This window comes from Serratia sp. Ser99, assembly GCF_024519545.1.
Taxonomy (GTDB): domain Bacteria; phylum Pseudomonadota; class Gammaproteobacteria; order Enterobacterales; family Enterobacteriaceae; genus Serratia; species Serratia liquefaciens.
Genome location: NZ_JALJRT010000008.1, coordinates 95,611 through 110,010 on the forward strand (window position 1 = coordinate 95,611; position 14,400 = coordinate 110,010).

Annotated in this window: 11 protein-coding genes; 9 read left to right on the top strand and 2 right to left on the bottom strand. The window is 52.4% G+C overall.

What is annotated here, in order from left to right; all coding sequences use genetic code 11:
• Positions 1-163 precede the first annotated feature (163 nt).
• Positions 164-2,815: a DNA topoisomerase (ATP-hydrolyzing) subunit A gene (gyrA, locus tag NR114_RS16680; RefSeq protein WP_046373071.1), complete on the bottom strand. Its 2,652-nt coding sequence runs from the start codon at positions 2,813-2,815 to the stop codon at positions 164-166.
• Positions 2,816-3,027: 212 nt separating this feature from the next.
• Here gyrA and ubiG point away from each other — a divergent pair, with 212 nt between their 5' ends.
• Positions 3,028-3,753 carry a bifunctional 2-polyprenyl-6-hydroxyphenol methylase/3-demethylubiquinol 3-O-methyltransferase UbiG gene (ubiG, locus tag NR114_RS16685; protein WP_115058429.1) on the top strand — a complete coding sequence of 242 codons (726 nt, stop codon included), beginning with the start codon at positions 3,028-3,030 and terminating at the stop codon, positions 3,751-3,753.
• A gap of 60 nt (positions 3,754-3,813) precedes the next feature.
• Here the strand turns inward: ubiG and NR114_RS16690 are convergent, their stop codons facing one another.
• Positions 3,814-4,542: a FadR/GntR family transcriptional regulator gene (locus tag NR114_RS16690; RefSeq protein WP_041414771.1), complete on the bottom strand. Its 729-nt coding sequence runs from the start codon at positions 4,540-4,542 to the stop codon at positions 3,814-3,816.
• A gap of 287 nt (positions 4,543-4,829) precedes the next feature.
• Between NR114_RS16690 and NR114_RS16695 the strand changes: the two genes are divergently transcribed.
• The 8 genes from NR114_RS16695 to nrdB all read left to right on the top strand — a co-directional run bounded on the left by NR114_RS16695 (position 4,830) and on the right by nrdB (position 14,398).
• Positions 4,830-5,516 carry an RraA family protein gene (locus NR114_RS16695; RefSeq protein WP_048759273.1) on the top strand — a complete coding sequence of 229 codons (687 nt, stop codon included), beginning with the start codon at positions 4,830-4,832 and terminating at the stop codon, positions 5,514-5,516.
• A 70-nt stretch (positions 5,517-5,586) separates the two neighbouring features.
• Positions 5,587-6,891: an MFS transporter gene (locus NR114_RS16700; protein WP_104410954.1), complete on the top strand. Its 1,305-nt coding sequence runs from the start codon at positions 5,587-5,589 to the stop codon at positions 6,889-6,891.
• A gap of 2 nt (positions 6,892-6,893) precedes the next feature.
• Positions 6,894-7,907: a zinc-binding alcohol dehydrogenase family protein gene (locus NR114_RS16705; RefSeq protein WP_234528936.1), complete on the top strand. Its 1,014-nt coding sequence runs from the start codon at positions 6,894-6,896 to the stop codon at positions 7,905-7,907.
• A 25-nt stretch (positions 7,908-7,932) separates the two neighbouring features.
• Entirely contained in the window at positions 7,933-8,694 is a 762-nt protein-coding gene (locus tag NR114_RS16710; RefSeq protein WP_234528935.1) for an SDR family NAD(P)-dependent oxidoreductase, read from the top strand.
• A gap of 72 nt (positions 8,695-8,766) precedes the next feature.
• On the top strand, positions 8,767-9,093 hold the full coding sequence (locus NR114_RS16715) for a UxaA family hydrolase (RefSeq protein ID WP_234528934.1): 327 nt from the start codon (positions 8,767-8,769) through the stop codon (positions 9,091-9,093).
• Positions 9,086-10,315 (top strand): UxaA family hydrolase, encoded by a 1,230-nt coding sequence (locus NR114_RS16720; protein WP_020827812.1) that lies wholly within the window; start codon positions 9,086-9,088, stop codon positions 10,313-10,315. The genes NR114_RS16715 and NR114_RS16720 overlap by 8 nt, the downstream gene beginning before the upstream one ends.
• 595 nt (positions 10,316-10,910) lie before the next feature.
• Positions 10,911-13,199, top strand: a complete 2,289-nt coding sequence (gene nrdA, locus NR114_RS16725) for a class 1a ribonucleoside-diphosphate reductase subunit alpha (RefSeq protein ID WP_020827813.1) — start codon at positions 10,911-10,913, stop codon at positions 13,197-13,199.
• A gap of 68 nt (positions 13,200-13,267) precedes the next feature.
• A complete protein-coding gene (gene nrdB, locus NR114_RS16730; RefSeq protein WP_020827814.1) occupies positions 13,268-14,398 on the top strand; it encodes a class Ia ribonucleoside-diphosphate reductase subunit beta in 1,131 nt (376 codons plus the stop codon).
• Positions 14,399-14,400 lie beyond the last annotated feature (2 nt).

Consider the following 14,400-nt stretch of genomic DNA (forward strand, 5'->3'; position numbering starts at 1 on the left):
CGGATACCATACGAATGTGAGTGGCGACCAGCGCGTTCATAGCAGAGCCGGGAGCTTTAGCTTGAGTTCGCTAATTAAACCATATAACTGAAAAAGGGCCTAGCATCGCTGCCAGGCCCTGTATTCATCTGTGCGATAGGGGCGTTATGCCGCCCACTATGGCTTAGACGTTGTCATCTTCCGCGTCGTCTACCGCTTCAGAATCGTCGTCGCCTTCATCCAGCGGCGTAGCGTCTTCTTCTACGGCTTCTGCGCCGGCTTCCAGACTATCCAGCTCTTCGTCTTCTACCGGTTCGGCAACGCGCTGCAGGCCGACGACATTCTCGTCTTCCGCAGTACGGATCAGCGTAACACCCTGGGTATTACGGCCAACCACGCTGACTTCCGAAACGCGAGTACGCACCAGCGTACCGGCATCGGTGATCATCATGATCTGATCGGTGGTATCCACCTGCACCGCACCCACTACCTGACCATTACGCTCGCTCACCTTGATGGAGATAACCCCTTGGGTGGCACGTGACTTGGTCGGGTATTCGGTGACCGCAGTACGCTTACCGTAGCCGTTCTGGGTAACGGTCAGAATATCGCCTTCACCGCGAGGCACAATCAGGGAGATAACGCTGTCGCCTTCACCCAGGTTGATACCGCGCACGCCGGTAGCAGTACGGCCCATTGAACGCACCTGCGTTTCCGGGAAGCGAACCACTTTACCGTTGGCGGAGAACAGCATGACTTCGTTACTGCCGTCGGTCAGGTCAACACCAATCAGCTCGTCACCCTCATTGAGGTTAACGGCGATGATCCCGGCGCTGCGTGGGCGGCTAAAGTCGGTCAACGCGGTTTTCTTCACGGTGCCGCTGGCGGTTGCCATGAACACATGACGCCCTTCTTCATACTCGCGCACCGGCAGAATGGCGGTGATACGCTCATTGGCTTCCAGCGGCAGCAAGTTGACGATTGGACGACCACGTGCGCCACGGCTGGCTTCAGGCAGTTGATACACCTTCATCCAGTACAGGCGGCCGCGGCTGGAGAAGCACAGGATCGTATCGTGGGTGTTAGCCACCAACAGACGATCGATAAAGTCTTCTTCTTTAATACGTGCAGCGGACTTGCCCTTACCGCCGCGGCGTTGCGCTTCATAGTCGCTCAATGGCTGATACTTCACATAGCCCTGGTGCGACAGCGTAACTACCACGTCTTCCTGATTGATCAGGTCTTCGATATTGATATCTGAAGTATTGGCGGTGATCTCGGTACGACGGCCGTCGTTGTACTGCTCTTTAATTGCGACCAGCTCTTCGCGGATCACTTCCATCAGGCGGTCTGGGTTTTCCAGAATAAAGATCAGCTCGGCAATGGCAGTCAGCAGCTCTTTATACTCGTCCAGCAGCTTTTCATGCTCCAGGCCGGTCAGTTTCTGCAGGCGCAGATCCAAAATTGCCTGAGCTTGCTGCTCGGTCAGGTAATATTTGCCGTCACGGATACCGAACTCCGGCTCCAGCCACTCAGGGCGAGCCGCGTCATCACCCGCGCGTTCCAGCATGGCGCCTACATTACCCAGATCCCACGCCTGAGCGACCAAACCGGCTTTCGCTTCCGCAGGGGTTGGCGCACGACGGATCAGTTCGATGATCGGATCGATGTTGGCCAGAGCGATAGCTAAGGCTTCCAGAATGTGGGCGCGATCGCGAGCTTTACGCAGTTCAAAGATGGTACGACGGGTGACCACTTCACGGCGGTGACGAACAAACGCCTGCAAAATGTCTTTCAGGTTCAGCAACTTCGGCTGGCCCTGGTGCAATGCCACCATGTTGATGCCGAAGGTGACCTGCAATTGCGTCAGTGAGTACAGGTTGTTCAGTACCACTTCGCCAACCGCATCGCGTTTGATCTCAACCACGATACGCATGCCGTCTTTGTCGGACTCGTCGCGCAGTGCGCTGATGCCTTCCACGCGCTTTTCTTTAACCAGCTCGGCGATCTTCTCGATCAGACGCGCCTTGTTCACCTGATACGGGATCTCGTGAACAATAATGGTTTCGCGCCCGGTCTTGGCATCGGCTTCCACTTCAGCGCGTGCGCGCAGATAGATTTTGCCGCGCCCGGTGCGGTAGGCCTCTTCGATACCGCGGCGACCGTTGATGATCGCCGCCGTCGGGAAGTCCGGCCCCGGGATGTGTTCCATCAGGCCTTCGATGCTGATGTTTTCATCATCGATATAGGCCAGACAGCCGTTGATAACCTCTGACAGGTTATGCGGCGGAATGTTGGTGGCCATACCCACGGCAATACCCGACGAGCCGTTAACCAGCAGGTTCGGGATCTTGGTTGGCATGACGGCTGGGATCTGCTCGGTGCCATCGTAGTTAGGCACGAAGTCGACGGTTTCTTTTTCCAGATCCGCCAGCAGTTCGTGAGCAATTTTTGACATGCGCACTTCGGTATAACGCATTGCCGCGGCGGAGTCGCCGTCGACGGAACCGAAGTTACCCTGACCGTCCACCAGCATATAGCGCAGTGAGAAAGGTTGAGCCATACGCACGATGGTGTCGTAAACCGCGCTGTCACCGTGTGGGTGATATTTACCGATGACGTCCCCGACGACACGGGCCGATTTCTTGTATGGTTTATTCCAGTCGTTACCCAGTACGTTCATCGCGTACAAAACGCGGCGGTGTACCGGCTTCAGTCCATCACGAACATCTGGCAGCGCACGTCCGACAATTACGGACATCGCGTAGTCCAGATACGAGTTTTTCAACTCGTCTTCGATGTTTACCGGTGTGATTTCTCTGGCAAGGTCGCTCATGGAGCTGCTATCCCTCTACTAATGATTCATCTGCCCGCTGCCATAGTGGCAAAGGTGTAAAACTATATCACAAAGCACGCTTTACGGGAAAATAACCGCCGCCGATTCACTGAAATTGTGCATATATGTGCGCTAAAAATGCATCGGCGCAGACGGCGCTGCGCCGGAACATGTATAATCCGCGCAACGAGAACCAGGAGCAAAATACGCCCATGAATGCAGAATCATCCAGCCAAGCGCAAAACGTAGACCATCAGGAAATCGCCAAGTTCGAGGCCGTGGCCTCTCGCTGGTGGGATTTGGAAGGTGAGTTCAAACCGCTGCACCGTATCAACCCGCTGCGTCTGAATTATATCCTGCAACGTTCAGGCGGCATTTTTGATAAAACCGTCCTCGACGTGGGCTGCGGTGGCGGCATTCTGGCGGAAAGCATGGCGCGTGAAGGTGCCAAAGTGACCGGTTTGGACATGGGCGCCGAGCCATTGCAAGTGGCTCGATTACACGCGCTGGAAACCGGCATGAATGTGAATTACGTGCAGGAAACGGTAGAGAGCCACGCCCAGGCCAACCCACAAAAATACGACGTCGTGACCTGCATGGAAATGCTGGAGCACGTTCCCGATCCGGCTTCGGTGGTGCGCGCCTGCGCTCACCTGGTCAAACCGGGTGGTCATGTGTTCTTCTCCACCATCAACCGCAACACCAAGGCCTGGTTGATGGCGGTCATAGGTGCGGAATATATTCTGAAGATGGTCCCGCAGGGTACCCACGACCATAAGAAATTCATCCGCCCTTCTGAACTGATCGGCTGGATCGACCACACGCCGCTGCGCGAAAAACACATGATTGGCCTGCATTACAACCCGATCACCGACCACTTCAAGCTGGGCGGCAACGTTGATGTGAACTACATGGTACATACTCAACACGAAGGCTGATGCCACTCTCAAATGCGGTGAGTATTTAAGCGCTCGCCGCACAAAAATAAATGCCCTTCTTCAGGCCCCGTCATTGGCCTTCTCACCCTTTTCAATCAAAGAGTTGACCGCCGTATTAAAATGGTTCGTCATCGCTTTCATCGCTCCTTCCGCGTCCTTGGCGCAAACGCAATCGCAAATATCCTGATGCAAAGAGACAATCTGTTTTCTTTCGGCGTCGGTTCCACTTTGCGCCTCAAGGCCAGCATGGATAGAACGTCTGAGTTGTTCATGCAGGGATTGCAATAAAATAGCGGACAGAGGGTTGCGAGATGCCCTGGCAATAATGAGATGGAAGTTAATGTCATGCTGAATGAATTTGTCTGTATCGAAGATACAATCCTCAATCTGCTTCATCTCATCCTGTAACTGGCGAAAATCCTCTTCATTGCCGTTGGTCGCCGCCATGCCGGCACTGCCGATTTCAAGCCACTGACGCACGCTAAGTATTTGGGAGACGGACACCTGATTTGAAGCTATAGCAAAGCCAAAAATAAGCTCAAGCACGCTGCTGTCGAACGCTTTCACCCGCGGGACTTTACCGCTTTTTATCTCCAGAATACCCAGAGCGGATAGCGAACGGTATGCCTCACGGATCACCCCACGACTGACACCCAGCTCCTCAATTAATTTTACTTCGCTTGGAACCGCCATCCCCGGCGTCAGCTGTTGCTGGCTTATCATATCCAGCACGTAATGCTTGATTTGCGAGGACAATGTGTGGCTCTGAATCGGCATCTTTGTATCCATTTTAAACGACTCCAAAATTTACAACTTCAAATGAACTAGATGAAAGCAAAGCAGAAAACATCACGATATTTTCTTCTCTCAGACCACCACCACAATTCAACACCATCAACGGCCCCTTCCGGGCGGTTCTCGCCGCCATTTTACTAAAAATGTGAGCTTAATATCATATATAAAATCATCCCTGTCAACCTGTTTGACAGGTTGACAGGTTGCGCGTAATTTTTCCTGTGCAAACACCCGAGCCTGCTCTTAAGGCCAAATAGAAATTGTCTTTTCAGGAGAAAAAAATGTGGTCGAATGATAAAGAGCTGTTCCAACTGATGCGCACCAAGCTGTTCCCCGCCGTTGTGGGGGATATTCTTGATACTATGGGATTTTTACATCAGTTTTTTGCCCCCTCCATTAAACCGCTTCAGATGAATATGGTGGTTGCCGGCAGAGCGATGCCGGTGCTCGAAGCCGATGTCTACGAGCTCAAATCCAGCTCTGGGCATAACGAAATCACCCAACAGCCTTTTGGGTTAATGTTTGAAGCACTGGATTCGTTGAAAGAAGACGAGGTGTACATCGCCACGGGAAGTTCTCTGCGTTACGCGCTTTGGGGCGGCCTGATGTCAACCCGGGCTCGTCATCTGAAAGCGGCTGGCGCCGTGCTGGATGGTTATCTACGCGACAGCAATGAAATTCTGGAATTAAATTTCCCCACTTTCTCGCACGGCACTTATGCACAAGATCAAGGCCCCAGAGGAAAGGTGATCGATTATCGCGTTCCTATTGAATTTAACGGAATAAGGGTACACCCAGGCGATATCGTCTATGGCGATCGCGATGGTGTATTAATCATCCCGCAAGAAGTTGAACGTGACGCCATTAGTTTGGCATTAGAAAAAGTCTCCACAGAGAATCGCGTCAGGACGGCCATCAGCAATGGCATGAGCACGGTAGAGGCATTCGAAACCTTTGGCGTAATGTAATTTCACTAAGCCCATAATATTGATTGGCAAGGTGGGTTTATATTTAGTCATACAATATGAGTATGCAATCATGAAACAGAGAAATAAAATAATAACACTCTTGTTTATAGCCAGCATTATTAACTACCTGGATCGGGCTGCATTTTCTGTTGCCATGCCCTATATAAAAGATTATCTACAACTCTCTCCTGCTGAAATTGGTGTAATGCTGAGCAGCTTCTTTTTCGGCTATGCCTTATTTAACTTCGTCGGGGGGTACCTGTCTGACATTTACGGCCCGCGCAAAGTGATGGCCATTGCCATGCTTACCTGGTCGTTATTCTGTGGTCTGACAGGGGTCGCTTTCAGCTATATTATTCTGTTTATAATTCGGGTTATTTTCGGGATGAGCGAAGGCCCGGTCAGCACCAACATCAATAAGGTCATCACCCACTGGATCCCGATTCACCAGCGCGCACGCGCCATTGGTATTGCCAATGCAGGCAACCCACTTGGAGGGGCTATCGCGGGCCCCATCGTTGGATTCCTGATCATTATGTGGAACTGGCGAGTGGCCTTTATCATCCTCATGTCACTTGGCTTTGTGTGGACCTTCTTCTGGCTGAAAAACTTTACTGACCACCCTAAAGATCACCCGAAGACCCAGCCTATTGAAATTGAAGAGTTTGAAACGGCTCTGCACAATGCGCCGGTAAACCATGATACCCAGACCAAGCTGCCGTTTCGCTTTTATCTGACACAGCCACTGGTTTTGGCGACCGGCATGGCGTTCTTTGCCATCAACTATATTCTTTATTTCTTCCTGACCTGGTTTCCCAGCTACCTCTCAATGGCAAAAGGGCTGAACATTGCTGAAATGAGTATTGCCTCCTCGATTCCGTGGTTACTCGGCAGTGTGGGCATGGTCATGGGAGGCGCTGTCTCCGATTATATTTACAAGAAAAGCGGAAGATTACTTTTTTCCAGGAAGCTGCTTATTGTTGTCGGTTTAATTGCCTCGTCTGTATGCATCTGTATTGCCGGGATCGTCGACTCCGTGACCTTTGCCGTCATTATGATGTCATTCGGCATATTCTTTATGTATCTGGCAGCATCATCGCCCTGGTCTATTATTTCCGACAGTATTTCCGCAGATAAAGTGGGTGGCGTGGGCGGCTTTGTTCACCTGCTGGCGAATACTTCAGGCATGATCGCCCCTATTCTGACCGGTTTTATTGTTCAATACAGCGGTGGCAGTTTTATTTCAGCCTTCGTATTAGCCGGTATCGTAGGTATTTTCGGCGCATTAAGCGTAGCGTTATTTGTCAAACCCATTAATTCAAATAAAAAAGCACAACCTCTCACGGACACCTTAACAAACCTGAGGAAACAATAATAATGAAAGCATTAACCATTGATAAAAATTCCCATACCGAGTTCGTCGACATCCCTGAGGCCGTATGCGGTGATAATGATGTTCTTATTGATGTCCAGCGCGTCGGCCTCTGCGGCTCCGATTTAAATACCTACCGTGGGTTTAACCCCCTGGTTGTCTACCCTTGCATCCCCGGCCATGAAATTAGCGGCGAAGTTATCCGCACAGGGTGCAATGTCACGACGGCCAAACCGGGCGATCGTGTGGTGGTCTTGCCTTGCACAGAATGCGGGGTTTGCAGCAGTTGCCTCGCTGGCAGACCGAACGCTTGTAAGCACAATCAAACGCTCGGCGTCCAGCGTCAGGGGGGTATGGCGCAAAGGCTGGTTATCCCAGCGAATAAAATTCTTGTTTGCAATGCCCTGAGCTTTGATGAACTGGCTCTGGTTGAACCTCTGGCCGTTGGGCTGCACGCCGCCCGTCGTGGTGCCATTCAGGTTGGAGAATGGGTGGCCGTGATAGGTTGCGGTGTCATTGGTCTGGGGGCCATAGCCGCCGCCGCAGCAATGGGAGCACGAGTGATCGCCATAGACATAGACGATCGCAAACAGGCCGTGGCTCTGGCCTGCGGCGCTTGCTCATTCCTCAATGGGGCAAGGGTCGACCTCGCCGACGAGCTGGGCAGGATCGACGAAGGCCGTGGCCCGGCATTGGTCATTGAAGCCGCCGGGCAAACCTCTTCAATCGAGCAATCTCTCGAACTGGTCGCCTTTTCTGGCCGCATCGTTTACGTCGGCTACGCAAAAAAACCGGTTAACTACAACAGCGCGCTTTTTTTGCTGAAAGAAGTGGATATCCGCGGCTCACGAAACGCCACGGTGGCAGATTTTCGCGCCGTACTGGCCTTGATGGAACAACAGCGCTATCCCCTGCATTCAATTATCACCACTCATTACCCGCTCGACCAGGCAGGTGAAGCCTTTATTGCGTGGGCAGCCGATCCTGGTGCCGTGACCAAAATACTTATCGCCTTTTAACCGCAATTAATCAGAGATTATAACTATGTTAAAAAATGCATTTTCACTCGAAGGTAAAACGGCATTAATTACTGGCGCGGCCAGCGGCTTGGGTTACGCAATGGCTGAATGCATGGTGGCCAGTGGCGCAAAAGTCATCATAGCCGACCTCAATGGCCCACTCGCTCAGCAGGCTGCTGAAAACCTCGGTCCTATGGCAACCTACAGTCAATTTAACGTCAGTGAAACCACCAAAACCCAGGCATGGGTGAACGGTTTGCTCGAGCAGGTTGGGCAGATCGACATCCTGGTCAACAACGCGGGCAACCATTGCAAAAAGCCCATCGAGGAGATGAGCGTTGAGGATTTTGAATCCGTTCTTGATGTTCACGTTGTCGCAGCGTTTGCCTTGACCAAAGCGTTAGTCCCGCACATGAAGCGGCATGGCAATGCCAGCGTTCTGTTTACCGCCTCCATGACGTCATTTCTCGGGCAGCCCTATGTCGCTGGCTATGCGGCGGCGAAATCGGCCTACCTGGGGCTTATCCGCGCGCTGACCACCGAACTGGCTGGGGCAGGCATACGCGTCAACGGCATCGCCCCGGGCTGGATCGACACGCCCATGCTGCGGAAGGCCATTGAAGGAGATGATGAGCGCCGCAATAAAATTCTCGGACGAACCCCGATGAAGAAATTCGGTAAGCCAGAAGACATTGGCTGGGCCGCTACTTATTTGGCTTCAGAGGCAGCCGCCTTTATCAGCGGTCAGGTTCTGGTGGTTGATGGTGGCGCTCTGATTGGTTTCTGATTGATTAGCCAGTGCTATTGCTTGGTGATAGCACTGAATATCCGTCTAAATAATAAGATCAGGAGGGCTATTATGGAGCAAGTCGCATACAAGATTAATGACATTGATAATGTCGCTACGGCGCTAACGCCCATACAAACCGGCAAAGTCTCGGTTCGCGGCTGTGGGAATGACACCGTCATCGCCAATGAGAATATCAATATCGGCCATAAAATAGCGTTATGCCCCATTTCCATGGGCGACCCCATCATTAAATACGGCATCAACATAGGCAGTGCGACCCAAGCGATAAAAACCGGCGATTGGGTTCACCTGCACGTTATGCATAGCAACTATGACGAACGCTCATCCCACCTGGATCTGGTGACCGGTGCCCCTAAGGATGTCAAATATGAATAAGTTAGAAAGCCTGAAATCGGTGACGTGGTCAGGTTACCAGCGCCAGAACGGCACCAAGGGGATCCGCAATAAAATATTGGTTATTTACACCGTGGAATGCGCCCATTTTGTGGCCGATAAGATAACCGAAAAAGTGAATGACGCCGAAGTTGAAGCGGTTGGGTTTTCCGGTTGTACCGACAATGAGTACGCCGTAAGAATGCTGATCTCATTAATTCGCCATCCTAATGTCGGTGGTGTCCTTGCCGTAGGGTTAGGGTGTGAGTACATCCAGCCAGAGTGGCTTAGCAATATCGCAAAAGAAGAAGGAAAGCCGACGGCCTGGTTCTATATTCAGCAAACCGGCGGCACAAAAGGCAGCGTGGAGTTAGGCGTTGAGCATGTCAGGAGAATGCAGACAGAATTAACGCGCACCAGCCGAGTGCCTATGGGCTTTGCAGACTTGATTATCGGCAGTGAGTGTGGGGGCAGCGACTATACCAGCGGGCTGGCGGGCAATGTGGCGGTGGGCAACTTTTTTGATTGGTTGGTCGATGCGGGCGGTACGGCAATTTTTGAAGAGATCGTGGAAGCCATAGGCTTGATTGATATTTTGTCCCAGCGCGCGGCATCCGAAAGCGCTAAGGATGAAATCGTTGCCACCTACAATAAGGCGCTCGATTACTGCAAATCGGTGAGGCAATACTCGGTCAGCCCAGGAAACTTTGCCGGTGGACTATCCACAATCGAAGAAAAAAGCATGGGTGCCGTAATAAAGAGCGGCTCTCGCCCCATTCAAGGCGTGCTTAAAGTCAGCGGTTGTCCCCAGCGAAAAGGCCTATGGTTACTTGATAGCACGCCAGATCCTCACTGGATGCAATTTGGCATCACTAACCCTAATGATAATGAAGGGCTGATGGATCTTATCTCCTGCGGTAGCCATATTATCTTTTTTGTCACCGGTCGCGGCAGCGTAGTGGGCTCCGTGGTTGCCCCCGTGATAAAAATCACCGGTAACAGCCAAACGTTTGAAAACATGATTGATGATATGGATGTGGATGCCGGCCGGCTGCTAAGCGGGGCCATATCGCAACAACAGCTTTCTCTGGAAATCGCTCAATTGATAGTGACGATTGCAGCCGGGCAAAAAAGCAAAAGTGAGGAACAGGGCCATAAAGAATATTTTATTCCTTATAAATATCAAAGCAAAGAGGTGCTGATCCCCACGCGATGCGAAAGCTAGCCGTATCAACCGCCATCAGTCGATACCTAAAAATGATCAATTTACGGGAGTGAGGCGACATGAAAGCTCCCGTAAACCTCTTGTGGCGCAAACGCTCTATTGCGAAAGCAACGGCTGGAACCCGCGATCTCTGGTCTGATATCGCACGGACGAGAAACCGTGGTTAATGGCAGCCCTCATTTTGGGGTAAAGTAGCTACGTGGAATCACACAGACAGACATTGGACAAAAGATTGCGCCAGCCCAGTGTTCTTCTTGTTTATGAATTTTTAGAACTTTGATGGCTAACAATATGCCGTTTTTTTCTAGCGTTTAATAAAGCGGCAAACGATCACGTTTTTCTGATTATAGGGAAAATCTTATCCCGCTTATTGACAAGCTTGTCGCACCAGTCACAGCGCGCACTGCGAAAGACAAGTCACATTTCACCCCCAAGTTATCCACAAATTAGGCCACTTTTGTTCACTTGCAAACGCCCTGTTTTCTCACTATCTTGTTACCTCACCGACATACACCCCCTATATATAGTGTTTACATACTGAGCAGAGCTACTACACTTCTGCTTAGGGGCACCATACGGACAGGTAAAACACCACATGAACCAAAGTCTGCTTGTTACTAAACGCGATGGGCGTAAAGAGCGCATCAACCTCGACAAAATCCACCGTGTCATCGACTGGGCCGCGGAAGGGTTAAACAACGTCTCCGTTTCTCAAGTAGAGTTGCGTTCCCATATTCAGTTTTATGACGGCATCAAAACCGCTGATATTCATGAAACCATTATCAAAGCAGCAGCCGATCTGATCTCGCGCGACGCGCCGGATTACCAGTATCTGGCCGCGCGCCTGGCCATCTTCCATCTGCGTAAAAAAGCTTACGGTCAGTTCGAGCCGCCAAAGCTGCTCGCTCACGTGACGCGCATGGTAGAAATGGGCAAGTACGATAAGCATCTGCTGGAAGACTACAGCACTGAAGAGTTCGAGCAGATGGACTCCTTTATCGATCACTGGCGTGATATGAACTTCTCCTACGCGGCCGTTAAGCAGCTGGAAGGGAAGTATCTGGTGCAGAACCGCGTCAGCGGCGAGATCTACGAGAGCGCGCAGTTCTTGTATATCCTGGTGGCCGCGTGCCTGTTCTCCAACTACCCGCGTGAGACCCGTCTGGACTACATTAAACGTTTCTACGACGCGATCTCCACCTTCAAAATCTCACTGCCTACGCCAATCATGTCCGGCGTGCGCACCCCTACCCGCCAGTTCAGCTCTTGCGTGCTGATCGAGTGCGGCGACAGCCTGGATTCCATCAACGCCACTTCCAGCGCCATTGTGAAATACGTTTCGCAACGCGCCGGCATCGGTATCAACGCCGGTCGTATCCGTGCGCTGGGCAGCCCGATCCGTGGTGGTGAAGCCTTCCATACTGGCTGCATCCCGTTCTACAAACACTTCCAGACCGCGGTGAAGTCCTGTTCTCAGGGCGGCGTACGCGGTGGTGCAGCGACGCTGTTCTACCCGATGTGGCATCTGGAAGTTGAAAGCCTGCTGGTGCTGAAAAACAACCGTGGTGTTGAAGGCAACCGCGTTCGTCACATGGACTACGGCGTACAGTTGAACCGCCTGATGTACCAGCGCCTGATCAAGGGCCAGGACATCACCCTGTTCAGTCCTTCTGACGTCCCGGGCCTGTATGACGCATTCTTCGCCGACCAGGACGAGTTTGAACGTCTGTATACCAAGTACGAGCAAGACGACAGCATTCGCCAGAAACGCGTGAAAGCGGTCGAACTGTTCTCGCTGATGATGCAGGAACGCGCCTCTACCGGCCGTATCTACATCCAGAACGTTGACCACTGCAACACCCACAGCCCGTTTGATCCGCAGATCGCGCCGGTGCGCCAGTCCAACCTGTGCCTGGAAATTGCCCTGCCGACCAAACCGCTGGACGACGTCAACGACGAAAACGGCGAAATCGCCCTGTGTACGCTGTCCGCCTTTAACCTGGGCGCCATCGAAAGCCTGGACGATTTGGAAGAGCTGGCTACCCTGGCAGTGCGCGCATTGGACGCCCTGCTGGATTACCAGGACTACCCAATCAAAGCCGCACACCGTGGCGCCATGGGTCGTCGCACCCTGGGTATCGGCGTGATTAACTACGCTTACTATCTCGCGAAGAACGGCGTGCGTTATTCCGATGGCAGCGCCAACAACCTGACTCACAAGACATTCGAAGCTATCCAGTATTACCTGCTGAAGGCCTCAAACCGTCTGGCTCAGGAACAAGGGGCTTGCCCGTGGTTCAATGAAACCACCTATTCGCAGGGGATCCTGCCGATCGACACCTACAAGAAAGATCTGGATGTCATCTGCCAGGAGCCGCTGCACTACGACTGGGAAACCCTGCGTAAAGAGATCAAGGAAACCGGTCTGCGCAACTCAACCCTGTCGGCGCTGATGCCTTCGGAAACCTCTTCGCAGATTTCCAACGCCACCAACGGCATTGAGCCGCCACGTGGTCACATCAGCATCAAAGCGTCGAAAGACGGCATCCTGCGCCAGGTGGTGCCGGAGTACGAACGTCTGAAAAACGACTACGAGCTGCTGTGGGAAATGCCGAACAACGACGGCTACCTGCAACTGGTCGGTCTGATGCAGAAGTTTATCGACCAGTCGATCTCTGCCAACACCAACTATGACCCAACCCGTTTCCCGGGCGGCAAGGTGCCAATGAAGCAGCTGTTGAAAGACCTGCTCACCACCTACAAGTTTGGTGTCAAGACGCTGTACTATCAGAACACCCGCGACGGCGCGGAAGACGTCCAGGAAGATTTGTTGCCGGCCAAGGGCGGCGATGATGACTGCGAAAGCGGCGCCTGCAAGATCTAAAGTTTGAAACAGCGGGCCGGAACTCTTCCGGCCCCTTCATTTAGCCACGATACGATGGACTCAGGCTTATGGCTTACACCACATTTTCTCAGAATAAAAACAACCAGCTGCTGGAACCGATGTTTTTCGGCCAGTCGGTTAACGTTGCGCGTTTCGATCAGCAAAAACATGAAATTTTCGAAAAACTGATTGAGAAGCAACTGTCCTTCTTCTGGCGCCCGGAAGAGGTTGACGTTTCTCGCGACCGTATCGACTACCAGGCGTTGCCGGAACATGAAAAACACATTTTCATCAGCAACCTGAAATACCAGACGCTGCTGGATTCGATTCAGGGCCGCAGCCCGAACGTGGCGCTGCTGCCGCTGATCTCGATCCCGGAATTGGAAACCTGGGTGGAAACCTGGTCATTCTCTGAGACCATCCACTCACGTTCTTACACCCATATCATCCGTAATATCGTTAACGATCCGGCGCTGGTGTTTGACGATATCGTCACCAACGAAGAGATCCTCAAGCGTGCGAAGGACATTTCCGGCTACTACGACGATCTGATCGAGATGACCGGCTATTACCATCTGCTGGGTGAAGGCACGCATCAGGTCAACGGCAACACCGTTACCGTTAGCCTGCGTGCGCTGAAAAAACAGCTGTATCTGTGCCTGATGAGCGTTAACGCGCTGGAAGCCATCCGCTTCTACGTTAGCTTCGCCTGTTCATTTGCCTTCGCGGAACGCGAGCTGATGGAAGGCAACGCCAAAATCATCAAGCTGATCGCCCGTGACGAAGCGCTGCACCTGACCGGTACCCAGCACATGCTGAACCTGATGCGCTCCGGTGCCGATGACCCGGAAATGGCAGAAATCGCCGTTGAGTGTCAGCAACAGTGCTACGATCTGTTCGTGTTGGCGGCCGAGCAGGAAAAAGAGTGGGCGGAATACCTGTTCCGTGACGGCTCGATGATCGGCCTGAACAAAGACATTCTGTGCCAGTACGTGGAATACATCACCAATATCCGCATGCAGGCAGTGGGCCTTGGCCTGCCGTTCGCCACCCGCTCTAACCCAATCCCATGGATTAACGCCTGGTTGGTCTCCGACAACGTACAGGTTGCACCCCAGGAAGTGGAAGTCAGCTCCTACCTGGTAGGGCAGATCGACTCGGAAGTCCATGCCGACGACCTGAGCGACTTCGAACTCTAAGC

What these genes read in the sequence shown, in the direction of transcription:
- gyrA (WP_046373071.1), bottom strand. Translation starts at nt 2,815, where the DNA reads ATGAGCGACCTTGCCAGAGAAATCACACCGGTAAACATCGAAGACGAG.
- ubiG (WP_115058429.1), top strand. Translation starts at nt 3,028, where the DNA reads ATGAATGCAGAATCATCCAGCCAAGCGCAAAACGTAGACCATCAGGAA.
- NR114_RS16690 (WP_041414771.1), bottom strand. Translation starts at nt 4,542, where the DNA reads ATGGATACAAAGATGCCGATTCAGAGCCACACATTGTCCTCGCAAATC.
- NR114_RS16695 (WP_048759273.1), top strand. Translation starts at nt 4,830, where the DNA reads ATGTGGTCGAATGATAAAGAGCTGTTCCAACTGATGCGCACCAAGCTG.
- NR114_RS16700 (WP_104410954.1), top strand. Translation starts at nt 5,587, where the DNA reads ATGAAACAGAGAAATAAAATAATAACACTCTTGTTTATAGCCAGCATT.
- NR114_RS16705 (WP_234528936.1), top strand. Translation starts at nt 6,894, where the DNA reads ATGAAAGCATTAACCATTGATAAAAATTCCCATACCGAGTTCGTCGAC.
- NR114_RS16710 (WP_234528935.1), top strand. Translation starts at nt 7,933, where the DNA reads ATGTTAAAAAATGCATTTTCACTCGAAGGTAAAACGGCATTAATTACT.
- NR114_RS16715 (WP_234528934.1), top strand. Translation starts at nt 8,767, where the DNA reads ATGGAGCAAGTCGCATACAAGATTAATGACATTGATAATGTCGCTACG.
- NR114_RS16720 (WP_020827812.1), top strand. Translation starts at nt 9,086, where the DNA reads ATGAATAAGTTAGAAAGCCTGAAATCGGTGACGTGGTCAGGTTACCAG.
- nrdA (WP_020827813.1), top strand. Translation starts at nt 10,911, where the DNA reads ATGAACCAAAGTCTGCTTGTTACTAAACGCGATGGGCGTAAAGAGCGC.
- nrdB (WP_020827814.1), top strand. Translation starts at nt 13,268, where the DNA reads ATGGCTTACACCACATTTTCTCAGAATAAAAACAACCAGCTGCTGGAA.